Source organism: Prosthecobacter algae, assembly GCF_039542385.1.
Lineage (GTDB): Bacteria > Verrucomicrobiota > Verrucomicrobiia > Verrucomicrobiales > Verrucomicrobiaceae > Prosthecobacter > Prosthecobacter algae.
Genome location: NZ_BAABIA010000001.1, coordinates 420,514 through 442,192 on the forward strand (window position 1 = coordinate 420,514; position 21,679 = coordinate 442,192).

Consider the following 21,679-nt stretch of genomic DNA (forward strand, 5'->3'; position numbering starts at 1 on the left):
CATGGAAAGCGTGCCGCAAGTTTGAAATCTCACTTCTTGTCGGCCAGCCAGGCCTGGAACATCAGCACGTCCCAGAGATAGAAATGCCAGTTGCGTGTGCCGCTGAGGTGCTCCTGCCATTTTTGCCGGATGGGTGCAGGGTGGAAATAACCTTCCCGTTTCAACCGGGATTCGCTGAGCAAGTCCCCCGCCCATTCGCGCAGCTCTCCGCGCAGCCAGTGCTCCAGAGGCACGCCAAATCCACGTTTAGGCCGGTCAATCAAAGCCTTGGGCACGTGGCGATACAGAGTCTCCCTCATCAGCCATTTGCCTTTGCCATCCCTCACTTTCATGGAGAAGGGAATTCGCCATGCGAACTCGATGAGGTTCGTATCCAGCAGCGGGATACGCCCTTCCAGACTCACGCCCATGGCCGCACGGTCCACCTTGGTAAGGATGTCTCCTGGCAGGTAGGTCTCCATGTCCAGGTGCATCATGCGATGAGTGAAGTCACTCACCCGTGGCCAGCCTGCCGTGTTGGTGATGCTGGTTTGAGGATCCTGCCCGCCGATGACGACTTGCTCGGGCTGCTTCCAGTGGGACATGAGGTTCAGGTACAATGTCTCCATGCCCGGTGCGGCCACGACTTCCGCCAGTTTGTGCAATTTGTCCCCAAATGGCACATGGCGCAGCCGTTTGGGCAACAACGGGCGGGCCATTGAGCCTAACGAATTAAGCGTTTGCGGAGGCAGGACCGTCATAGCTGCGGCAGCCGTCTTTTTCAAGACGGGTGGCATCCAGGCAAATTTGTCCCACAGGTTCCGGCCCACAAAGTAACGTTCATAACCTCCAAAAAGCTCGTCACCTGCATCGCCACTGAGGGCGACGGTGACGTGCTGACGCGCCATTTTGCAGACGAGGTGGGTGGGGATCTGAGAGTAATCGGAGAAGGGCTCGTCATACAGGCCCGGAAGCAGAGGGATGGTATCTAGGGCATCCTTGCCCGTCACATACATCTCGGTGTGGTCCGTGCGCAGATGATTCGCCACCTCTTTGGCAAACTGGGCCTCATTGTATTCTGGCACATCAAACCCGATGGTGAAGGTGCGCACGGGTCTGCTGCTCTGAGCCTGCATCAGGGCCACGATGAGGGATGAATCCACGCCACCTGAAAGGAAGGCCCCAAGAGGTACATCCGAGATCATGCGCATCCCCACGGATTCTTTGAGGAGCGCCTCAAACGTATCAATAGCTTCTTTTTCCGTCCCCGTGAAGGGGTGGTCTACACCATGCTCGATGACCTCACGCAGCGACCAGTAAAGCTTTGGCTCGGGCATGTCCTGTGCCGTCTGCAAACTCAGCAGTGAAGCAGGCGGCAGTTTGTGAAAGCCCTGATAAATGCATTGCGGGTCGGGAATGTAGTTGAACCGTAGCTGGCTGCACAGCGCATCCCGGTTGATGGCCGCATCGAAGCCTGGAAACTGGCGTATAGCCTTGAGTTCCGAAGCAAAAACAAAGGTGTCGCCTAACCACCCGTAGTACAGAGGTTTTTCGCCCATCCGGTCGCGGCCCAGGTGCAGAGCACGCTCCTGCTTGTCCCAGAGCGCAAAGGCGAACATGCCATTAAATCGCCGCGTGGCTTCCACCACTCCCCATTGCAGAAAGGCGGCCAGCATGATCTCCGTGTCCGAGTGTCCCCGCCAGGTATGGCCGTGAGGCTCTAGTTCGGCCCGCAGTTGCTGGAAGTTGTAGATCTCTCCATTGAAAACAATGACATAGCGCCCGTCCGCACTGCTCATGGGCTGGTGCCCCAGCGGCGAAAGGTCGAGGATGGAAAGCCGCCGATGCCCCAGGGCGATGCCGCAATCAGCATCCACCCAGGCACCGCTGTCATCGGGACCACGAAGAACGATGGCATCCGTCATGCGCGTGACCTCAGTTGTCATCTGGTCAGACGAGCGCGAGCGGGGAAGGGTAAGGTAGCCGGAGATGCCGCACATAGGGGGGAGGGTCAGTTGGAGGTCACGGCAGGTTTCAGGGGCGCGATAGCCTCTGATGATGTGGCGATATGAGCGCGGGTGGAAAGGACTTCTTCAAACAGGGCTAGCACACGGTTCAGCGAAAAGTGGGCAAGGATGCGCGCTCTCCCCGCTTGGCCGCTTTGATGGCGCAGCGCAGGGGATAGTCGCAGTACGTCCAGGCAGGCGGCTGCCAGTGCCGCCGGATCTTTGGCAGGCACCAGCCGTCCGGTCTCTCCCATCACCCAGGCCGTGTCGCCAATGTCCGTTGCCACCACAGGCACGGCACAGGCCATCGCTTCACCGACGACGTTCGGAAAACCTTCACCAAAGGCTGAAGACGAAACCACCAAATCCAGTGAAGCCGTCATTTCCGGAAGATCCTGCCGTTCACCTAAAAGTTGGACATGGTTGGTTAGACCGAGCTGCTGAACGAGCTCCGCCAATTCGGCATTGTCCGCATTCACACCTGTGCCTGCGAGCAGGCATTGCACATCTGGCCTTTGCTGAACGATGAGGGCCGCAGCGCGTAAAAACGTCGGGTAGTCTTTCATGGCTGTGTAGCGTCCAAAGCGGCCGATCAAAATCGGCTTCTTCACATCTTCCGCCCTGGGCTTCGCAGGCTGCCATTTCTCTAGATCGAAGCCATTGGGGATCAGCCGTGTTTTGTTGGGGCGATAGCCGATGGCTTCATGCTGCCGGGCGCTGACCTGGGAATTGTACGTGATGAGCTTGGGCCAAAAGGAGAGCCAGCCCAACGCGCGAATGACCAGGGCGGAGCCGCGTTTTTCCAGGCTCAGATCATAGAGCGATTGCCGAATGTTCCAGATGACCTTTGCCTGGGTCCCCATTCGGGCGATCAGGGCCGCCAGGCAGCCGTGATACATCCACCCCATGATCACCGTCGGCCGTGTCAGTCGTGAGATCTTCAGCAGCTGCCACAGAGCCCCCACCGTGGGTTTTCCCACCGGCATGTCCAGCGTGTGGACCGTCGCCCCGACCGCCCGCAGCGGCTCGATGTATTTGCCACCCGCAGTCAGCGAAATGACGGTGTGTGAATGGTGCTTAAGCCCCCCAATAAGTTGCGTCAGCATCATCTCCGCCCCACCCGTTCCCAGACCTGTGGTGATCCAAAGCACTGGCCCTTGCCGCCGCACGATCTCCGCCGTTTTGGCCACCATCTTCTCGACCGTGAAATGATCGGCAATCCGCTGGCGGTTCTGCTCCCGCAAGGCCCTGCGCCCCTCATGATTCAGCGCGAGGAAGCTCTTCATCGCGCCCGTCAGAGCCGCCACATCTCCAGCCGGAAAGATCCACCTTCGGTCATCCACCAGCCAGGCTGAATCCCCCACATCGCTGGCGATGCACGGCAGTCCGCAGGCCATCGCTTCACCCAGGACATTGGAGAAACCTTCACCGTAGGCGGAGGTGGACACCACACAGTCCAGCGTGGGGTACATCTCCGGCAGGTCATCGCGAGCGGTTTCCCAGGTCAGGCGGTTCGTCAGCCCCAGCGTTGCTGCCAGACGTCGCATCTCCTCGGCATACGCCGCATCTCCGCTGCCAATGATTCGCCCCTGGGCCTCGGGCACCTCGGCAAGGGCGCGCAAAAAGGTGGCGTGATCCTTCATCGGGTGCAGCCTGCCAATGAGCGTAAAGGTCTGCCCGCTGTTGCCTAACAAGGTTTGCTTGAATCGTGCCGTGTCTATTCCATTGGGCACCACCTCAAAACGGGCTGCCGGGTAACCCTTGCCGATATAGTAGTCACGGCCCGCACGTGAGTTCGCGATGATGCCGTCTGCCCATCCTGAGAGCAGGCAGTTCAGCCGAAAGCTCAGCCTGCCCAGCAGCCCCCAGGTCTCCGCATCCGTCTGGGAATCGCGGATGCCCCACAGCACCTTGGGGAAACCGCAAAGCGGCTTCAGCAGCAGCGCCATCAGGTTGGACTCATGCAGGTAGCCGTGGATCACGTCCGGCCCCAGCGCGCGCATCGTCTTCACCAGGCGGAGAAAAAAGCCCGCCAGGTCCCAGCGATGGCGTTTTCCCACGCACACCGTGCGCACCCCCGCCGCCTGCAACTCCGACTCAAACACGCCTGGGTAAAAATGCACCACGCAGATCTCGAAACCGCCCAGGGCCACCAGCGCCTTGGCCAGCGTCACCAATTGCCGCTGCGCTCCGCCGTGACCGAGGTCACGGATGAGGAAGGCGAGTCGGCATGGCGCATGGCATTCGGGCATTGCCTGGAACTATAATCTCCATAATGGCCGACTGGCAATTAAGGAATGCGAACAATCCCTCTCCCGCTGCACCTACTCGATCTTCACCAGCTTGGTGGAAACCTGCTGGCGCACCGGCACCTTCTGTCCTTGCACATCCAGCGTGATGTCCGCCCGGAAGGCTCCAAAGGAAACCGTGCCGCGCTCAATATCAAAAAGGATCTGGCCATAGGTCTTGGACCCTTTGCCAATGCTCACAGGCCGCGCCTCGATGGCATCCGCATCGTTCGTCATGTCGCCTTCAAAGCTGATCTTTGCATGTGGTCCGGTGTCATAGTTCACGATGGCGTCGAATTTCACCCGGAGGTCCACCTTCACCGTGCCCGCGCTGGGAAATTTGATCGTCTCCTGGGAGGTCCAGCGGTCACCCGGTTTCACCTGGATGTGCGGCAGCCCCATCTCCAGGGATCGCCGATACAGCTCCGCCACTTCCTTGGCCTCAGCGATGCCGGACAGGGAAGGGTTGCCCAGAGTCGTCGGGGACATGCTCCCCGTGTCCTTCACTTCCACAAACTTGTCTTTGCCGTCATAGACAAGGATGAAGGACTTGCCCACACTCTGGCCGATGGAGGACTGAATCATCGGGTGCGCGTCCTTGAGATTGGCTGAGTCAAAGGCCTGCTTCTTCCCCTGCAGCATCACTTCGCCCGCCATCGCCTCGAAGGTAACCCTCGCTTCCTTCGTGCCTTCAGGTTCACCCGTCACCTGGATCACCGTCGTCTGCTTCACCTTCATCTTCACCTCTTCCGCTTTTTTGGTGGAGGGCAACCCGGTGAAGGTCTCGGTGGTGGTTTCCTGCGTGTAGGTTTTTCCTGGCAGCCAGCGCAGATTCAGAGAAACAGGTCCCTCCTGGGCCAGCAGGGCAGGGCTGGTGAGCAGGGCAGCCAGAAGGACCCTATGGCGGACGGCAGAAAGAAATGAAATCATCGCAGCCTGGAGCTAAGGGCAAAACCTGCCCGTCTGCAACTGCGGTCACAAGAATGCGCGTGTGTGTCATTGTCAAACCAGTGCGCCTTGCCCATGCTGCACAATCACCATGACTCCCGTCATCCAGACTCTGGCAGATCTCGTCCGCATCAACAGCGTCAACTCCTCCTATGACGGCGGCCCTGGCGAGCGCGAGGTGGCCACCTACGTCCACCAGTTTTTCCAGCAGCGCGGCATCGAAACCTGGGAGCAGGAGGTCTTCCCTGGCCGCCCCAATGTCCTCGCCCGCCTGCCAGGGAAAAACCCAAACCGCCGCCTCGTCCTCGAGGCCCATACGGACACCGTATCCGTCCAGGGCATGACCATCCCGCCCTTTGACCCCGTCATTCGCGAGGGCCGTATGTATGGCCGAGGTAGTTGTGATACCAAGGCCGGACTCGCCACCATGATGCACGCCCTCGCCTCGCTGAAAGAAGAGGGACTCACCCCGCCCTGTGAGATCCTCCTCGCCGCCGTCGTGGACGAGGAGTACTCCTACCGGGGCGTGGTGAAACTGTGCGAAGACTTAAAAGCCGATGCCGCCATCGTGGCCGAGCCTACCGAACTCCGCGCCATCATCGCCACCAAAGGCGTGCTGCGCTGCCGCATCATCGTCCATGGCCGAGCCGCCCACAGCTCCAAGCCCCACCTCGGCATCAATGCCATCACCGGCATGGCTCGCGTCATCGCAGCCATCGAGGCCGACAATGCCCGCCTCGCCACCCTGCGCCATCCCCTCGCTGGCGAGGGCACCTGCAACATCGGCGTCATCCACGGCGGCGTGCAGGTAAACTTCGTCCCCGACCGCTGCGCCATCGAGATCGACCGCCGCCTCCTCCCCGGTGAGCGTGCCGACGATGCCGTGCGCCAATACCAGTCCCTGCTACAGTCCATCCCCAGCATCCAGGCCGAAGTCGAGTTGCCCCTCCTTCTCGTGGATGAAGGGTTGGATACCCCCGCCCAGGCCGATGTCGTCCGCACCGCCAGCCGCGTGCTCACCGAGCTCGGTCTCGATCCCGCCCCCGGCGGCGTCCCCTTCGGCTGCGATGCCAGCAAGCTCTCCCGCGCCGGCATCCCCAGCATCGTCTTCGGCCCCGGCAGCATCGACCGCGCTCACACCGTCGATGAATACATCGAGCTCGACCAAGTCCAGCTCGCCTACGAGTTCCAGCGAAGATTCCTCCTCAGCTTCACGTAGCACCTCTCAGCTCCACCCTTCAGTGCCAGCAAAATGAATTCTCACTCCTGCTCCTGCCCCTCGCACTGAACACTGAACACCGATTCCTATGTCCTCCCTCTCCCGCCGCCAGTTCCTCACCACCGCCGCCACCGCCGCCCTTGGCACCCAGATCAGCAGTTGCGCCACCCTCGCCAGCGGCAGCGCCATTGATGCCCACGTCCATGTCTGGACGCCTGATACCCAGCGCTATCCCCTCGCTCCCGGCTTCGAAAAGAAAAACATGGCCCCCGCCAGCTTCACGCCCGAGCAGCTCTTTGCCCATTGCAAACCCGAAGGCGTCAGCCGCATCGTCCTCATTCAGATGAGCTTCTACCGGTACGACAACCGCTACATGCTCGATACCATCGCCGCCCACCCCGGCACCTTCTCCGGCGTTGCTATTATTGACGAAAACGCCCCCGACGTCCGCGGCCGCATGAAGGCCCTGGCCAAACAAGGCGTGCGCGGCTTCCGCATCTACACCGCCAGCAAGGATGTTGAAGCCTGGCTCGCCACCCCCGGCATGCAGGAAATGTGGAAAGTCGCCGCCGATGAAGGCCTGAACATCTGCCTCCTCATCAATCCCGAAACCCTCGCCGCCGTGGACAAGATGTGCATCAAGTATCCCCAGACCCCCGTCGTGGTGGACCACTTTGCCCGCGTCGGCATGGCCGGCCCCGTCACCCGCGCCCATCTCGATCGCCTCCTCCACCTCTCCGTCCATAAAAAGGTCACCCTCAAGACCTCCGCCTTTTATGCCCTTGGCAAAAAGACCCCGCCCTACACCGACCTCGCCCCCATGATCAAAGAGTGCCGCGACTACTTCGGCGCCGACCGCCTCATGTGGGCCAGCGACTGCCCCTTCCAGGTGGACCCCGGCCACACCTACAACGACTCAATCTCTCTCATCCGCGAGCACCTCGCCTTCCTCACCCCAAGCGAAAAAGCCGCCATCCTCAGCAAAACCGCCGAACGGGTCTTTTTTGGCGCTTAGTGTGAGCATGAAGTCTGAGGCTTGTTCTCGGCTCGGGCGGAGCATTCGTGCGGCTGGCAATGGTGCGGAGCCGAGGAACGGCGCGATGAGTTGGAGTTGCAGGAGGTAGGTTACCTGCTGCGTGACGAGTCATCGACCTTGCGGATGACTACGAGATCAGGCTTCGGAGCGGTGTTGCTGGGAGCATAGACGTTGCTGATCATTGGTTGCTCGTATTTGCCGAATACTCCAAATCGCCCCCCCGGTGAGATTGTGATTCAGCATAAAATCTGGAAACTGAATGTATACACATAGATTTTCGCCTGGACTCTCGAACCAAAACGCATCGCACTCATCGCCTATCCAAGCAGGAAGACCCAAGAGGGAGTGTATCGCCTCTTCACTTGGGCCATGACCCGAGAGTCTAAAAATACCCTGTCACAGTTGGCGTGGGGATGGCTAATTGGGTTCACCACCCAGGTTTTTCCATCATGTTTTCCTTTCTGAAATTTCTCGTTGCGGCGGGCATCGCCACTTTTGGCATCTGGTATGTTTTTCAATATGAGACCATCACGGAGGTCACGGGCGGGGTGGCGTTTGTCTCGGTGGTGGTGGCGTTTTGCCTGCTGAAATGGCAGCCGGATCTCAGCAAAAAGGAGTACATTGTTCAGTACAAAAATCTGAAATGGCTGCCGGGGGAGTTTACCCGCCACTGGTTGATCACGGGGGATACGGGGGTGGGGAAGACGACTTCGGGGTTTAACCCGCTGCTGCATCAGATTAGCATGAGTCGGCCTAACTGGGGCGGGCTGATTTTGGGCGCGAAGGGGGATGAGCACTTTTTTGCGATGGAGCATGCGGCGGGGCATGGCCGCCCGGAGGCGATCTGCGTGCTGGCGGTGCGGCCGGACCGCCTGGATCGGAGCTGGAAACCGAAGGAGCGCTACAACCTCGTTTCAGATCCCCGCCTGCCCTACACGACACATGCGAAGAACCTGGTGGATACGGGGGCGTCGCTGACGGAGGGGGAGCAGTCGTCCTTCTTCAAACCGGCGGCGCAGCAGGCACTGACGAGCGCCTTTGAAATGCTGGAGACGCTGGGCAAGCCTGTGAATGTGCTGCGGGCCTATGAGATCCTCACGGACAGCTCCGCGATGGAGAAAATGTTTGAGGAATTGCTGGATGCGGACAGCACGCCGGAGCGCATCAAGCTGGCGAAATACTTTGACCAGACCTTTCTGAGTGCCAAGGCGGCGGAGCAGAAGGAGGGCTTGGTAGGCACGCTGAAGGTGATGCTGGGCTTCTTCACGCACCCGGACATTGCGGAGGTGTTTTGCTCTGACGAGCCTAACACGATCGACATCACGGATGTGGACAAGGGACGCATCTTTTGCACGGCGCTGCCGCAGACTTTCCAGACGGAGCGGCGCTACATCAACACGTACATCAAGCTGCTGTTTTACACGCACGCGATGATGCGTTTTGACAAGCCGAAGTCAGAGCGAAAAAATGAGAATCTGCTGATCGCCCTGATGGATGAGTTTCAGGCACTGGCCACGGCGAGTGAAGACGGCATTTCGGACCACAACGTGATCGACCGTCTGCGTGCAGCGAACTGCTGCCTCATCCTGGGGATGCAGAGCGATGCCTCGCTATTTCCAGTGCTGGGCAAGGAAACAGCGCAGGTGCTAACGCTGAACTGCCGCTCACGCATCGCCTTCCGCCAACCAGATCCCGAGGGGGCGCTGGCGGTGGCAGAGTTCATTGCGAAAGTGGAGAAGAAGAAGGTGTCGAAGTCGTCCGGATTCATGGGCAAGGATGCGAGCAAATCCGTGAGCAAGGAGTGGGACTACGAGGTGCAGCCGGGCGAACTGATGAAGATGCCGGATGCGACAGCCTGGATCGTTCACCCTTCTAAAAAGAAGGTGTTGATGCGCATTCCGGCGATGGATGGTGCGGGGAAGATCCCGGACTGGTGGAAGTGATCTGCCGCCTCTTGGCTGCCTTCGGCTGGGAGTTAGGATTCTTCCAGCTTCATCGGTCGTCTTCCTCCTAGCGGACATTTGGAACTCAGCCTAGCCGGCAGGGCCGAGTGAAATCGTGCCTCCGTTCTGTGACGATGGCGCGGCAAAAACTCAGCTTATCTCGTCACACTTTCGAGCCTCTTGGCCTAGTACCTCCTGTTAAGCCGTCACTGTTCAGTTCATCGGCCTGCCCATTTCGCTATCCAGTTACCAAATATCGTCCACATCGTCATGAACAACGAAAGTCCCCCGCTCAGCCCGCGTGAAGCCCGTTTGGCAGAAGTTAACGCTCTTGCCGAGAGCATCGGACTGGATCCGAAGACGCTGGAACTGACGAATGACCAGAACAAGCTGAAGGATGCAAGCCGTCTGAAAGCCCTGGTCGGCAATGCTGAGGTGTATGTGGGGAATCTCAACGAACAGGCCGCCATTGCACTCTCAGAGATTGATTCCAAGGCCTCCACCACCCGCGCCAGCGTTTATCAGTCTCAGGCGGCCGCCGTGACGGACATTGTGGCCTTTTTGGAAGACCCCAACCCAGGTTCGGACGCTGCCAAGCTGGCCAAGATCCAGGCTTCCTTGGAGACCTTCAAGGAAAAGAAAGGGATCGCTGACGACATCTCCCAACAGGTGGAGGCCATCCGTTATGACATGTATTCTCAGGCCATCTCTGCCGCGACTACTCCTGAGCTCGCTGCACGCGGTTATTCCCCCGTGGAGATCAAGACCTTCAGTGAGGCAACGACCCGCCAACTGATGGGCATCATGGCGGATCTCAAAACGGATCAGGGCATGGCCAATGACCTTGCTGCCAAGATGGCACGCAACCTCCAGACAAACACCACCCAGATGTCGGTTTTGGACATCAATGCTAGCAAGATCCACAACGCGATGTCTCAGGCGTTTAACAACAGCCTGCTGGCAGAATTGGATGGTGAGCAGCGCTTCAAGCCTGCTCTTGAGGGCAGTTCCTATGGCCGTTTCAGCGCCAGTGAGGCCAACAAAAACATCGAGGCAGCGGCCCTCCAAAACAATGTCGTCCTGGCTCCTGCCGTCATGGTGCACCAGCAGTTTCAGGCTCCCAGCATCCCGCATGTGGGCACGGACATGACGAAAAGTGCCGTTCCCGCCGGTATTCAGCTCGTCCAGGCCAGTGACACTTTCAAAGTGAGCACCAATCATGTGCTGGACGAATCCGGTGCCAAGGTCGCTTTTGGCAAGAACCAGATCGGCAGCCGGGTGGAACGTTTCAAGGCGGCAGGGCTCAATGAAAGTCAGGTCGACAACGCCGCATTGAAGGACTCCCAGCTCATCGGCACAGTAGCCCCCCTCTATGGGACGAGCGAGCAGGTGAACTTTGCGATGGGCAACGGATCCATGCAGAGCGACGCCCATGCCAAGCTGAAAGCGCTGAATGGGGATGCCACGAGTCTGATCACCCGCTCCGTCGCCAGTTCCGCTGTGGATAAGGCTCTGGGCATGAACAGCCTCGCGACGGAAAAGTTTGGTTTGGATGAATCTGGCAAAGGAGTGGGCCTGAGTGTCGGGGTTGCCGGGGCGCCAATCCTCCAAGCCAGCGATAAACGCGATGTCCTGCCTGCTTACTTGGACATTGATTACAGCGATCCTGCCATCCAGAAAGGCCTGTCCGATCTCCAGGTCCAGGATTACATCACAGGCCAGATCGACCGCCACTCTGGCAACATCTTCGTCGATCCTGGCACCAAGGAAGTGCGCGGCATCGACAACGATCTCGCCTTTCCGGTCGTGGATCGTGAAACGATGATCCAAAAGGACTCTACCGTGCGGGGAAAGGCCGTGGCTGGCATGCCTGATCTCATTCATGTGGACACGGCGGACAAAATAGAGGCGCTGAACCCGGTCGAGCTCCGCAAAACTTTGGAGAGCCTCCAGCCGCCAAAAGGTATTGCCCCGCTTGAGCCAGCTGCCATTGACGGTGCCGTCAAGCGCCTGAAAGACCTGCAAGCGCATGTCCAAGAACTGCGAACTGAGGGAAAGCTCGTCACCCAGTTCAATGAGGACACCTTTCGCCAGGCCACCCAGATGCAGCAGGGGGTGGTGACGCCCACCTCCTATATCGGCACGGCCATCCTAGAAAGTGCCAATACGGAAAGGCTCAACCTCAGCAGCAATGCCAACAGCCATCGCACCCTGGTCAAGGCAGAGGATGTCCATAGCCCACGACCAGATGATGCCTTTGCCGCCTACAAGGCAGAGGTTCAAAAAACCCGGGACAAATTCCTCGAAAACCCGAAGGAGATTGAGAACCCAGCCGTCTCTGCTGCCGTTATTGAGGCTCAAGGAAAAATTACGGCTGCACAGAAGCAACTCGCCGAAAATACCCAGGATCTTAAGGCCGTGGGAATGCGGCTGCAGAATGCCATTGCTACTCAGAATGTGGCTCTCATCGGCCCTTTGAAGGATGCCGTGCGCGGTGCCTCTGAGACACGTCAGGAAAACCTGCAAGCACTCAAAGCTGCACAGCAGGAGCTGGATACGGCCATCAATCAAGCCCTGGAACCCCACAAGCCGGAGCTCGCGCAGAAGGCCATGGCGGAGACCTTGGAGAGCTACCGCAAACAGGAACCTCTTCTCCAGGAGCAGGTTGCTCAAACCAGTGCCCGTCTGGAAGCGGCGCAAAAGGCCGAGAGCGCCGCCTGGGACAAGGTCCTGGAAGTTGGCGGTGATCACACCGAAGAAGTCACCGCCGCCACCCAGGAACTACAGGCCGCGAAGGCCGCTCATCAGACGGCTACGGAAGACCTCGCCCATGTCCAGAAGCAGCTTCCTTACCTGGAGGAACGTGTCGTCGCCAACCAGCTTTGCTTGGAAATGCAGCAGCACCTCCAGGCCCCTCGAGTCGCCCCGCCGCCTTTGGATGTGGATCAGCCGCAGGTCCTGGCTGGGGACATGGATGTTAACGGTGCCCAGGTGGACCAGGAAGCTCCCGCCCGGGTCGCCCTCCCCCCAGGGCCTGACGACTCAGCTTTCCAGGCTAAAGTGGATAAGCTCATCGAAAAACGTCTCAAGTTGGAGCACCCTGACACGACTGACCGCATCAAAGCCTTTTTACAGCATGGGCCGAAAGGTACCGAGGCCGCGATTGCAAAAATCGACAAAGAGATTGCCGCTATTAATCTCGCCCGCTCTCAGGCGCAGTCCGGCGTCAGCATTGATCAGCAAAAGCAGGATCTGGACAGCATGAAAACCCGCCTGCAGGAAAACAAGCAGGGCCTCAAAGACCTTCGTGAATCGGAAAAAATCCTCACCAATATCGAGCGCAAGGTGGACCTCGACGGTTCGTTGAAGGAGGCCTCCCTCGGAGGCAACATGAGTACCTCCGAAAGGGATAGTTTGGTTAAGGAAATGAACAAGGCCATCAATGTTCGCGAAGCTCTCAAGCCCCAGGAGGAAAGCATGAAGAAGGACGTCAAGGAGCTGGGGGCTGAAGTCAAGCAGGGGGAAAAAGCCCTTCAGGTGCGTCAGGCGCTCGGCAACACAGGCCCTTCTGCCCCCGCCACTTCCAATTCCAAGGGGCACAGCGTCTAAGGTCAATTTTTGCGGGTTGTCCGGCCCTCTGTTTTAGAAACAGCTATGCGCTGTTTTTAAACTAGACCGAGCACCTGCCAGATTCCTGGCAGAGCCTGGAACCGCTCTTCCGTCGTATTCCTCCATAACCGTCTTTTCTTGCCACTCAGCCATCGCCCGTTACCCTTTCCATATGCCTTCTCTCACGCCCCTCCTTGCCAATTTTTCCCCTCAAGAACTTAGCCTGCTGTCCAGCTTTGGAGACTCGCGCTCCTACCAGGCGGAAGAAGTGGTGATCCGTCAGGGAGAAGAAAACGACCATTTGTATCTCGTCCTGAAGGGCCGTCTGGATGTCTATCAAGACGTGGATGGCACGAACAAAAAGGTCGCCTTCCTGGAGTCGGGCGACTCACTGGGCGAAGTCAGTGTTTTCGATCCTGGACCCGCGAGTGCGACGGTGACGGCAGCATCGGAAACGGAAGTCTGGCTGATCACCCGTGACAGTCTCGATCGTCTGCACACCGCCAATCCGAAGGTGGCTTACCGGCTGCTCAGCCGCATTGCCACCTGCCTGTCCAAAAGGCTGCGCCAGATGAATGACAAGGTGGTGGACTTGGTGAACCGCTAAGTCTGGGAGGAATGTCAGCTGTGGATTTTTCCTCGCTGAAGTTCCACAGCTACATGATCAATGGTTAGGTGGATTTGCTGTGTGTTTGTTTGGCAACTTCTAGTCTGCGTGGGCAGTTGGGAGCTGCTTATTGAAGAACACAAGAGTGCGTGACATGGCATCGGCGATAGCTTCACTTGAGAGGACGTGGCCCTCTTGATCGTAGAGCTTCAGGATGTGCGGAGTCCCCAACCGGCGGGCCGTGGCCGCTAGTTCGAGGGCCTGCGTGGCCGGTACTCTCTCGTCATCGCGGCCATGGAGGATCAGGAGGCGAGGTAGGTGTGTGAGGGTGGGTTTTTGGCGGTCAAAAAGACCGCCTGCCAGCTCGGCCACCGCCTTCACGCGTGTATCATCGGCAGCTTCGGAGACGGCCAGATAGGCCCCGAGAGAAAACCCGAAGAGGCCGATGGAATCGGGATGAACGGAGGGATGGGCACCGGCGTAATCCACCGCCGCCCGGATGGTTTCCACCCAGACGGGCCAGTGCTGATGGATGGATTTGTCCCCACTCCAGACCGTTCCTGTACGGTCAAAGTAATGCACAAGAATGGCCACTTGGCCCTGAGCTGCAAGCTGGTGGCAGAGCTTCACTAGTGGACCTTTGCCCACCAGGGTGCCAGACGAGCCATGAAGCACCAGGACAGCGGGGAAACGGCCCGAGGCTTTTGGGAGGAAGGTTTCCACTTTGATTTTACGGCCTTGTGTGGTGAAAGAATCGGTCTGGCGCACAGGCCCGGGGGTGGAGGCTGGCCGGGTGGTACAGCCTGTGTGGATCTGGGCACAAAGGCCTAACAAGAAGCCTGCGTAGAGGGTGCGTCGGTTCATAAGCTACCTCTTAAACGGCTGTCCTGCCTGGAGAGGATGGCTTGGTTTTCGCTCCAGCTCTGAGATGGGCAGCTTGAGCCAACTGGTTTTTTTGAAGCGTGCACAGCCAGTTGTCTCCGTTCATGCGAAATAGGAATGTCCCGGTTTGATTGCCGGGAGGCTGGTCACACCAGCTTTAACGCAACCTCACATCCCATGAAAACATCCTTCAAACGTCTGTCTCTCCTTGTGCTCGTCTCCGGGCTTTTTGCTGTGCTTGGCACTAGCTGCAACACCACCCGCGGCCTGGGTCGCGATGTGAAAAAAGCGGGCGACAAAATCGAAAGAGCCGCCAGCTAGCAGAAACCTGCTTGTTCAGAGCGTTGCTCGCAGGTCCGGGAGGCCTGCGACAGCGCTCTTTTTGTATCTATAGGGCATCCCCAGGGCGTAGCATCGCCAGAATGAGCCTATTTTGGAGAAATTAACTGATTGGGTCCTGCAATTAAAACAGGAGCAAACGTCATGAAATATTCCGATGACAGGACCACCTGAGGAACCTAAACTAAAGCACGTTATTTTCGTTGTTATGGATACCCCCACTCCATCTGGTTCTGGCCCAGTGGTCGCCCCGCAGTCTGCGGCGGTCACCTCCCATACGCTGTATCCAGGTGGTGCCCCTGAAGTGGACTATGACCAGACGATCAAATTCAAGACGCCGGGTTCAGGGATGACTGTTTTTAATCGTTACAAGCTGGAGCGGGTTTTGGGCCGTGGGGGCATGGGTGTGGTATGGCTGGCGGATGACCTGAAGCTAGAGCGCCCAGTGGCCCTGAAATTCCTGCCGAGTCTGATCGGACTTGATCCCGCTGCGGTGAAGGAACTGAAGACGGAAACCCGCCGTGGGCTTGAACTTTCGCACCCGCACATCGTGCGCATCTATGACTTTGTGGATGATGAAGATGCTGCGGCCATCTCGATGGAATTTGTGGATGGCAAAACGCTGTCTGAGCTGCGGATGGGCACAGAGTTTGGCGTCTTCACGGTGGACGATATTTCGAGATGGCTGCTAGGCGTCTGCGATGCGCTGGATTACGCGCATTTCCAGCGGAAGCTGATCCATCGTGACCTGAAGCCCGCGAACATCATGCTGACCTCCAAAGAGTCGGTGGCCAAGATCGCGGACTTTGGGATTGCGCGCAGCCTGTCTGATACAATGAGCCGCCTCTCCGTGGCCAATCTGGGCACCAGCGGCACTCTCCCCTACATGAGCCCACAGCAGGCCATGGGCGAGCGCCCGCAACCGACGGATGACGTTTACTCCCTGGGTGCGACGATTTACGAACTGCTCACGGGCAAGCCCCCTTTCTATCGTGGAGACCTGCCCACGCAGATCAATTCGAAGATCCCGCCTTCCGTGCAGGAACGACGTACGGAACTGGAAATCCTCTCAAAGGAATCTATTCCCAAAGCCTGGGAAGAGGCCATCGCCGCCTGCCTGCACAAGGAGCCGACTCTGCGGCCTAGCTGTGCCGGTGCCCTGGCCGAAATGCTGGGCCTGCGGCCAGCTACGGTGACCATTCGCACGGGATCCTATGCGGCAACAGCGGCTGCGGCTCACTCGCGCAGCCTTTCCCAAAAGGCCAGCAGCCGCGCACCTCTCATCGCCGCCGCGGCGACGGTGATCCTGGGGGCGGGTGCTGCCGCCTATTTCTTTGTCAATTCACCGACTGAAGCCAAAAAGCCTTCGGAGACAAAACCGGCAGGCACGGTGGCTACAGCATCTCAGCCCAAAAAAGACACGGTAGAAAAAGGTGATGAAGGGGAGCCCAAAAAGGCCGCTTCCAGTCCTGAGCCTACTCTGGCCAAAGTGCCGCGTGTTACGCCAGCCACTCCGGAGCTGCCAAAGGCTGATAACCCAGCAGCCACGCCGCCCGAAGGTTCGGTGCCAGGGACTCCGCTAGGCTACAAGTCGCCAACGCTGACCACGGTCCCGTCTCCTGCAAGCCCTTTGCCAAATCCCGCTCCAGGAATGCCCACCCAGCCAGATCCCCTGGCCCTGCCTGGAGTTACGGCACCTGCGCCCTCACTTCCAGCGATGACGGCCCAGCCTGGTGCCATTCCTGGGACAACTGCAGCACAACCGCCTGTTCTCGTGGCAAGTTCCCAGATGCCTGTGGGCGGACTTTCGCTGACGCCTGATCCTGCCGGTGCTACCCAGGGTGCCTTGACCGGGGCTATGCCTCCGGCAACGACAACACCGCCACTACCGCCCGGATTTGTAGTTCCTCCGACCGGTCTAGTGCTGACCCAGCCGACGGTGCCCGAGCCTACCACAGGCTACTGGACCCTGGAGCAGGTGTTTCCTGTGTTGCCACACGCGACCTATTCACCGAAGGGCAAACGCTACTTGCTTTATCGGACCCAGTCATTGCTGAAGGAGAAAGGTCTTTATACGGCGACGGTGGACGGAGCCGAGGGCAAAAGCACTCACAATGCCATCGTGCTTTTCCAGGTACGCAGCGGCTTGCTGCCGAATGGCCTTCTGGATCTGCCGACTCTGGCGGCCTTGAACCTATCTGCTGAAGAGGATAAAGCGGACTGGAATTCTCCTTCGGGCAGTGGTTCATCTGGCAATGGGCCCCGTCGCCGCACGACGACCAAGGAGGAGCCAGGGTTCCTTCAGAAGACGGGAGACACCCTTAAGCGTCTGAATCCGTTCGGGAAGTAACAGAGTTTGGGTGAAAACTAAGGCTCCTGAAGTAGGGTGCAATAAACCCCAGGGTTGGGTCTTGTGGCTATGCACAGCTCAACCCACTTTGGGGCCTTGCTGCGGCAGGGCGGGAGCGTTGGCTTTTTGCCATTTGCCCTCTGAGTCCTTCGTCTTACCAAGGGCGGCTCCGACGCTCTCTTTTTGCTCTTGGGCAGCTTCTTCTAGCTGCTCGTTTTTGAGTTCGCGGTCGCGGGCATCGATGTCGTTGTCGCGGTCTAGGTCCTCGCTCTCACGGTCTGCCGCATCAATGCGGCCATCGCGGTCCAGATCATGGGTGGGATCATCCGCCAAGTCCACATCGCCATCCCCGTCGAGGTCACGAAGGGAATTGTTCTTGGGGCGGGATGGCAGGGGAGGCATGAGAATTATTTGCCGATTTTCACGCTTTTGAGTGCCTGCTGCATGCCCTGGGTATTGGCGGCGGGATTGACGTGCTTACCTTCAATGTTGAGTTTGCGACCGATGGCCTGGCCTGTTTTGGGGCTGAGGTCGTTCATCTTGTCGAGGGCAAGATCGATCTTCTTGTTCAGCTCGTCCATCTGCGGGCCTTTGGGGCCGTTTTCAGCGCTTTTGCTGATGCTTTTCAACTCCTTCATCATGGAGTCGAACCGCTCGCCGTCGAGTTTGGCCTTTCCAGCAGCCATTTTGTCGGACTCCATTTTGGAGAGGATTTTTTCGAGGGTTTCGAGCCATTTTTTCAGCTCTTCGGCGGCGGTGGCAATGACATTGTCAGACATGATGATGAAGGCTTGAGGGGGTTAGCGGGAGGCGTGCCCAGCGGGGTGGCTGGTCATTTCATAGGGCTGGGCGCGCAAAGGATGAACGGAACTGCGATAGGTTTTCTTTTCGTGGCCTGGATGAGTGACGAGGAGGTAATAACGAGTCCAATGCAGCCCGGCATCGCGGCTGCCGATGCCTTCGGCCCAGCGGCGTGCTTCGGCACCTGTCATTTCACGCGGAAGAAAGGCGATGTGGAGGTTGGAATTGCGCCAGCCACGGTCGTCATGATCCACCCAGAATTCGATGCGGCTGCCTACGGGAATGACATCGGTATCCGCAAGGAAGGATGGCGGTGTGGCGCAGGCCCCGAGGAGGAGCAGGGTGAACAAGCCAAGCAGAAGGCGAAGTGGATGGGAGGTGCTGGATGAGGAAGGCTGCATGTGCGCTCAGAGGATAATTAGCCAGTCAGGTCTCGTGTGTGACAGGCGGGGGGATAATGACAGGGGGCCTGTCCGGGAGCATGGGGCTGCCAGGGCTCTCGGGCGGGTCTTCCCCATCTCGGCCGGGACGTGGGATGAGATGAGTGACAGGCGCCATGGCGGCAGGTGAGGGCGAGGCTGGGGGTTCCTGGTATTGGCGGCCAAACCATTGGCCAAAACGGTCGTCCCAATAAGCTTTGCTGGCCCGTCGCTTGAGTTCCATCTCCTCTTTGCCAATCTGGAGGTAGGGCTCCCCCCAGCGACGCACGGCTGCGGTCAGAAGGACGAGCACGAGGATAAGGCCGGCTGCCTTGTGCCTTTCGGTCGCGATGGCGCTAGCGAAAAGCAGAAAGCCGACGCCATAGAGATCAATCTGGGGCTTCCACCGGCGGTAGAATTCAAGAATGGATGACCAGATGCCCATTTTCGGCGACGAGGATTCCTGATGTGGGTTTGCCTGCCATGAGGGCCTCGCGCACGGCGTGGCGGCACTGGCTTTCGGCGGTGGTCCGCATCCGGCGCACACCCAGGCGGGGTTCCACGCCCTGTGACACCAGAAGGTCGATCACCCCTTGTCCGGCGGTCAGTTCATAGCCTTTGTTACGCAGGTTTTTCAGCTCCTTATTGAGCATGATGCTGGCGATTTGTTTTTGGGCGGCATAGCCCAGCTTTTGGAAGACGCAGCGGACATTGAAACGGGCCAGGACTTCGGGGCGGAGTTCTGCCGCGGCGAGATCTTCAATGAACCTTTCGATGGTGGCCATGGGGCTGTTCTTCAGCTCCATGAGGGCATCGGCTCCGATGTTGGAGGTGGCGACGATGTAGAAGTTGCAGAGGTTCAGCGTCTCGCCATTGGCAACGGTGATACGGCCGGCATCGAGCACCTGCAGGAAGATGTCGAGCACGCGCGGATGGGCCTTTTCAATTTCGTCAAAGAGGATGATGCCACGGCCCTCGGCCCGGTCATAAAAGCGGCCCATGTTGCCTCGGCTTGTTTCGCCCTGGCCTAACAATAAGCCCAGGGATTCCTGGTTCTGGTACTCGGACATGTCCAGGCGGATGCAATGCTTGCCAACGTCCTTGTAAAGATACTCGCAGAGCAAGAGGGTGATTTCCGTCTTGCCCACGCCCGTGGGCCCCAGAAAAAGGAAGGTGCCTTTGGGCCGGCTGGGATCGCTGAGGCCCAGCTCCCCATTTTGAACGATGGGGACGACTCGCGGAATGACATGATCCTGCCCGATGATGCGCTCGTGAAGAAAGGGCGGCAGGCCGCGAATGTGCTCTAGGTCAACCATGCTTGTGTTCGAGAAGGCGGTGTGCAGGGTTCACTTTTTCTTTCCGCCGCTGAAGCCCTGAGAGGAGGTGCGGATGCGGATGCGCTCCGCCTCTTCGAGTTCCGTGATGCGCTCTTTGGCTTTTTCCAGTTGGGAGCTGGCTTGGTCGCGTTCTTGGATGGTTTTGGCGAGGTAGAGTTGGATTTCCTGGGCCTCTTCTTCAGCTTCCTTGAACTCAAGCCGCTTCTTTTCCAGGTCTTTCTGGAGGTTGGTGAGCTTGGTCATGGTCAGTTGCAGCGACTGTGTCTTGGCCACGAGGCTTTGGCGCTCCTGATCAAGGAGGCTGCTTTTGGGAACCTCACTGCGGGAGGGCTCGACGACGCCGAGCACGACACCGCGCGACTCCATTGGCGTAGCGGGCAGCCGGGTGTCCCAGCGGGCATCCTGTTCCACTCGGTAAACGGTGTGCGCTTCATGCATTTCACGGCGGTCCTTGCTGGGAAGCCTGCCGACATGATAGGCATGTACTTCTTCGTTCAGCCGCACGCGGGAGCTGTCGTGCGGATCCAGGGCCCGGCCTTTGGGCCAGCCGCCGACGACGGTTTTGGAGTAGGTGGGGATGTAGGCCAGCTCCTGCTGGTCCGGCGGCAGGGCAAACGGATCATCCGAGAGGGGGACTTCCTTGGTGGCACAGGAGGCGAGCAGGGCACCGGTGGCGGCGAGGGCAAATCGAGTGAAGGGTGTCATGGCGTGGTGCTGGGAGGAGTGGTGGTGTCGTCGGCATCAGAGTCCTCTGACACCAGGCTGCTGACGCGGGCGGCGCGTTCAGCCGTGCGTTTTTGTTCTTCGGCTTTGCGGGTGGCTTCGGCGACTTTGGTGGCCTGCTCGGAGGCGGCAGCCGTCTCGGTCTGGGCGCGGTTGTAGGCTTCCTCAGCCAGTTGCCAACTGGAGGTGGCCTTGTTGCCCTGCTTGAGTCCGGCGATGCTGGCCATCTCGGGTTCGAAGACGTCCTGAGTGTAGATGTAAAACTGGGTGCCGGCACCGACTCGGACGAAGTCCAGATCCTGCTCCAGTTTTTTGGTGAGGAGGCCTGAGTAGGCGGAGGCGGCCTGGGAGCCACCTCCTAGGGCGGCATTGCGACTGTTGTTTTGTGGGACCAGGCCGTAGACGGACTGGAACTGGTCCTGCTTGTTGTTCATGATGCCTTCGAGGGCTTCGGCCACGAGGATTTTAAGCTCGGCATATTGGTCGTTTTTGATGATCTGGCCACGGATGCCGGCAGAGCCGTCGGTGATGGCGTAGGTGCCGTCGGAAAGACGTTCGTGGTCCAGCGCGACTGCGCTGATGTTGTATTCCCGGCCATCGGCCCAGACAAAGGTAAAGCTGCCTGAGACTTCGATGCGGTCACGGGATCTGCCTTTGCCCGCCTTAGCCTGCACTTGGGTGCCTGCGGGGACGATGAGGCGCTTATTCCAGTAGATGTCTTCTGTCACCAGCGCGAGCACGGGAGTGTCCAGAGAAGAGGAATCCACGGTAATGACGAGAGCGGCTTTGATGAGCAGGCCACGTGGGGCGAAAAGCTTGGGCTCCTTGGCGACGTAAGGCTCGGGCGCAGTGTTGGAGATGTGTACGAGCTTGGGGAAAGGGGGAGCCTTTTGGGGTTTCTTTTGGCTGCTGGTTGTGGGGATAAAGGTGGGGGCTGGTGGCTTTTTGGGCGCGACGACGAGTTTGTCCACCTGCTGGCCGCTGCCGACCGTGGCGGTGCGTTTTTCACCGAGTGCGACGGTCTTTTCCTCCAGGGCGACCTGTGCCTGGGGGCCAGCGGAGGCTGGTGCGGCATTGACTGGTAGCGGCTGCTTTTTGGTGAGATAAAAGGCCCCGCCGGCGATACCGACGACGACGACCAGAAGGCCCATCTGCACGCCGGTTTTTTGGAGATACTTGGTCATGGCAGGAAT

At 58.9% G+C, this 21,679-nt stretch carries 18 protein-coding genes; 7 read left to right on the top strand and 11 right to left on the bottom strand.

The window, feature by feature from the left end; all coding sequences use genetic code 11:
* Window positions 1–29: 29 nt before the first annotated feature.
* The 3 genes from asnB to ABEB25_RS01625 all read right to left on the bottom strand — a co-directional run bounded on the left by asnB (window position 30) and on the right by ABEB25_RS01625 (window position 5,203).
* The gene (asnB, locus tag ABEB25_RS01615) at window positions 30–1,979 is read right to left on the bottom strand and encodes an asparagine synthase (glutamine-hydrolyzing) (protein WP_345734629.1); all 1,950 of its coding nucleotides are present in this window, start codon (window positions 1,977–1,979) and stop codon (window positions 30–32) included.
* Between the two features lie 11 nt (window positions 1,980–1,990).
* Complete coding sequence (locus ABEB25_RS01620) at window positions 1,991–4,237, bottom strand: glycosyltransferase (RefSeq protein WP_345734630.1); 2,247 nt, start codon at window positions 4,235–4,237, stop codon at window positions 1,991–1,993.
* 72 nt (window positions 4,238–4,309) lie between these two features.
* A complete protein-coding gene (locus ABEB25_RS01625; RefSeq protein ID WP_345734631.1) occupies window positions 4,310–5,203 on the bottom strand; it encodes a hypothetical protein in 894 nt (297 codons plus the stop codon).
* A 109-nt stretch (window positions 5,204–5,312) separates the two neighbouring features.
* On the opposite strand from ABEB25_RS01625, the gene ABEB25_RS01630 reads away from it, so the two are divergent.
* The 5 genes from ABEB25_RS01630 (at window position 5,313) to ABEB25_RS01650 (ending at window position 13,635) form a co-directional block, all read left to right on the top strand.
* Window positions 5,313–6,440, top strand: coding sequence for a M20 family metallopeptidase (locus ABEB25_RS01630; RefSeq protein ID WP_345734632.1), 1,128 nt, complete (start codon window positions 5,313–5,315; stop codon window positions 6,438–6,440).
* An 88-nt stretch (window positions 6,441–6,528) separates the two neighbouring features.
* A complete protein-coding gene (locus ABEB25_RS01635; protein ID WP_345734633.1) occupies window positions 6,529–7,455 on the top strand; it encodes an amidohydrolase family protein in 927 nt (308 codons plus the stop codon).
* 470 nt (window positions 7,456–7,925) lie between these two features.
* Window positions 7,926–9,419, top strand: coding sequence for a type IV secretory system conjugative DNA transfer family protein (locus ABEB25_RS01640; protein WP_345734634.1), 1,494 nt, complete (start codon window positions 7,926–7,928; stop codon window positions 9,417–9,419).
* 270 nt (window positions 9,420–9,689) lie between these two features.
* Complete coding sequence (locus tag ABEB25_RS01645) at window positions 9,690–13,028, top strand: hypothetical protein (protein WP_345734635.1); 3,339 nt, start codon at window positions 9,690–9,692, stop codon at window positions 13,026–13,028.
* Window positions 13,029–13,200: 172 nt separating this feature from the next.
* Window positions 13,201–13,635 (top strand): cyclic nucleotide-binding domain-containing protein, encoded by a 435-nt coding sequence (locus ABEB25_RS01650; protein WP_345734636.1) that lies wholly within the window; start codon window positions 13,201–13,203, stop codon window positions 13,633–13,635.
* A gap of 99 nt (window positions 13,636–13,734) precedes the next feature.
* Here ABEB25_RS01650 and ABEB25_RS01655 read toward each other — a convergent pair whose 3' ends face one another.
* Window positions 13,735–14,499, bottom strand: coding sequence for a dienelactone hydrolase family protein (locus ABEB25_RS01655; protein ID WP_345734637.1), 765 nt, complete (start codon window positions 14,497–14,499; stop codon window positions 13,735–13,737).
* A 195-nt stretch (window positions 14,500–14,694) separates the two neighbouring features.
* Between ABEB25_RS01655 and ABEB25_RS01660 the strand changes: the two genes are divergently transcribed.
* The gene (locus tag ABEB25_RS01660) at window positions 14,695–14,838 is read left to right on the top strand and encodes an entericidin A/B family lipoprotein (RefSeq protein ID WP_345734638.1); all 144 of its coding nucleotides are present in this window, start codon (window positions 14,695–14,697) and stop codon (window positions 14,836–14,838) included.
* Window positions 14,839–15,064: 226 nt separating this feature from the next.
* Entirely contained in the window at window positions 15,065–17,206 is a 2,142-nt protein-coding gene (locus ABEB25_RS01665) for a protein kinase domain-containing protein (RefSeq protein WP_345734639.1), read from the top strand.
* 78 nt (window positions 17,207–17,284) lie between these two features.
* Here ABEB25_RS01665 and ABEB25_RS01670 read toward each other — a convergent pair whose 3' ends face one another.
* From ABEB25_RS01670 to ABEB25_RS01700, 7 genes are read right to left on the bottom strand one after another with little or no spacing between them, the layout of a single operon-like run.
* Window positions 17,285–17,608 carry a hypothetical protein gene (locus tag ABEB25_RS01670; protein WP_345734640.1) on the bottom strand — a complete coding sequence of 108 codons (324 nt, stop codon included), beginning with the start codon at window positions 17,606–17,608 and terminating at the stop codon, window positions 17,285–17,287.
* A 5-nt stretch (window positions 17,609–17,613) separates the two neighbouring features.
* Window positions 17,614–17,985: a hypothetical protein gene (locus ABEB25_RS01675; RefSeq protein WP_345734641.1), complete on the bottom strand. Its 372-nt coding sequence runs from the start codon at window positions 17,983–17,985 to the stop codon at window positions 17,614–17,616.
* A 21-nt stretch (window positions 17,986–18,006) separates the two neighbouring features.
* The gene (locus ABEB25_RS01680; RefSeq protein ID WP_345734642.1) at window positions 18,007–18,408 is read right to left on the bottom strand and encodes a hypothetical protein; all 402 of its coding nucleotides are present in this window, start codon (window positions 18,406–18,408) and stop codon (window positions 18,007–18,009) included.
* A gap of 25 nt (window positions 18,409–18,433) precedes the next feature.
* Window positions 18,434–18,871 carry a hypothetical protein gene (locus tag ABEB25_RS01685; protein WP_345734643.1) on the bottom strand — a complete coding sequence of 146 codons (438 nt, stop codon included), beginning with the start codon at window positions 18,869–18,871 and terminating at the stop codon, window positions 18,434–18,436.
* Window positions 18,846–19,742 carry an AAA family ATPase gene (locus ABEB25_RS01690; protein WP_345734644.1) on the bottom strand — a complete coding sequence of 299 codons (897 nt, stop codon included), beginning with the start codon at window positions 19,740–19,742 and terminating at the stop codon, window positions 18,846–18,848. The genes ABEB25_RS01685 and ABEB25_RS01690 overlap by 26 nt, the downstream gene beginning before the upstream one ends.
* A gap of 30 nt (window positions 19,743–19,772) precedes the next feature.
* Window positions 19,773–20,468, bottom strand: a complete 696-nt coding sequence (locus ABEB25_RS01695) for a hypothetical protein (protein ID WP_345734645.1) — start codon at window positions 20,466–20,468, stop codon at window positions 19,773–19,775.
* Complete coding sequence (locus ABEB25_RS01700) at window positions 20,465–21,670, bottom strand: TrbI/VirB10 family protein (RefSeq protein WP_345734646.1); 1,206 nt, start codon at window positions 21,668–21,670, stop codon at window positions 20,465–20,467. Before ABEB25_RS01700 ends, ABEB25_RS01695 begins: the two co-directional genes overlap by 4 nt.
* Window positions 21,671–21,679 lie beyond the last annotated feature (9 nt).

Excerpts from the sequence above, each read along its gene's own strand:
- ABEB25_RS01630 (WP_345734632.1), top strand. The coding sequence starts at position 5,313 with ATGACTCCCGTCATCCAGACTCTGGCAGATCTCGTCCGCATCAACAGC.
- ABEB25_RS01650 (WP_345734636.1), top strand. The coding sequence starts at position 13,201 with ATGCCTTCTCTCACGCCCCTCCTTGCCAATTTTTCCCCTCAAGAACTT.
- ABEB25_RS01660 (WP_345734638.1), top strand. The coding sequence starts at position 14,695 with ATGAAAACATCCTTCAAACGTCTGTCTCTCCTTGTGCTCGTCTCCGGG.
- ABEB25_RS01695 (WP_345734645.1), bottom strand. The coding sequence starts at position 20,468 with ATGACACCCTTCACTCGATTTGCCCTCGCCGCCACCGGTGCCCTGCTC.
- ABEB25_RS01690 (WP_345734644.1), bottom strand. The coding sequence starts at position 19,742 with ATGGTTGACCTAGAGCACATTCGCGGCCTGCCGCCCTTTCTTCACGAG.
- ABEB25_RS01680 (WP_345734642.1), bottom strand. The coding sequence starts at position 18,408 with ATGCAGCCTTCCTCATCCAGCACCTCCCATCCACTTCGCCTTCTGCTT.
- ABEB25_RS01670 (WP_345734640.1), bottom strand. The coding sequence starts at position 17,608 with ATGCCTCCCCTGCCATCCCGCCCCAAGAACAATTCCCTTCGTGACCTC.
- ABEB25_RS01685 (WP_345734643.1), bottom strand. The coding sequence starts at position 18,871 with ATGGGCATCTGGTCATCCATTCTTGAATTCTACCGCCGGTGGAAGCCC.
- ABEB25_RS01665 (WP_345734639.1), top strand. The coding sequence starts at position 15,065 with ATGGATACCCCCACTCCATCTGGTTCTGGCCCAGTGGTCGCCCCGCAG.
- ABEB25_RS01675 (WP_345734641.1), bottom strand. The coding sequence starts at position 17,985 with ATGTCTGACAATGTCATTGCCACCGCCGCCGAAGAGCTGAAAAAATGG.
- ABEB25_RS01655 (WP_345734637.1), bottom strand. The coding sequence starts at position 14,499 with ATGAACCGACGCACCCTCTACGCAGGCTTCTTGTTAGGCCTTTGTGCC.
- ABEB25_RS01645 (WP_345734635.1), top strand. The coding sequence starts at position 9,690 with ATGAACAACGAAAGTCCCCCGCTCAGCCCGCGTGAAGCCCGTTTGGCA.
- ABEB25_RS01635 (WP_345734633.1), top strand. The coding sequence starts at position 6,529 with ATGTCCTCCCTCTCCCGCCGCCAGTTCCTCACCACCGCCGCCACCGCC.
- ABEB25_RS01640 (WP_345734634.1), top strand. The coding sequence starts at position 7,926 with ATGTTTTCCTTTCTGAAATTTCTCGTTGCGGCGGGCATCGCCACTTTT.
- asnB (WP_345734629.1), bottom strand. The coding sequence starts at position 1,979 with ATGTGCGGCATCTCCGGCTACCTTACCCTTCCCCGCTCGCGCTCGTCT.
- ABEB25_RS01625 (WP_345734631.1), bottom strand. The coding sequence starts at position 5,203 with ATGATTTCATTTCTTTCTGCCGTCCGCCATAGGGTCCTTCTGGCTGCC.
- ABEB25_RS01620 (WP_345734630.1), bottom strand. The coding sequence starts at position 4,237 with ATGCCCGAATGCCATGCGCCATGCCGACTCGCCTTCCTCATCCGTGAC.
- ABEB25_RS01700 (WP_345734646.1), bottom strand. The coding sequence starts at position 21,670 with ATGACCAAGTATCTCCAAAAAACCGGCGTGCAGATGGGCCTTCTGGTC.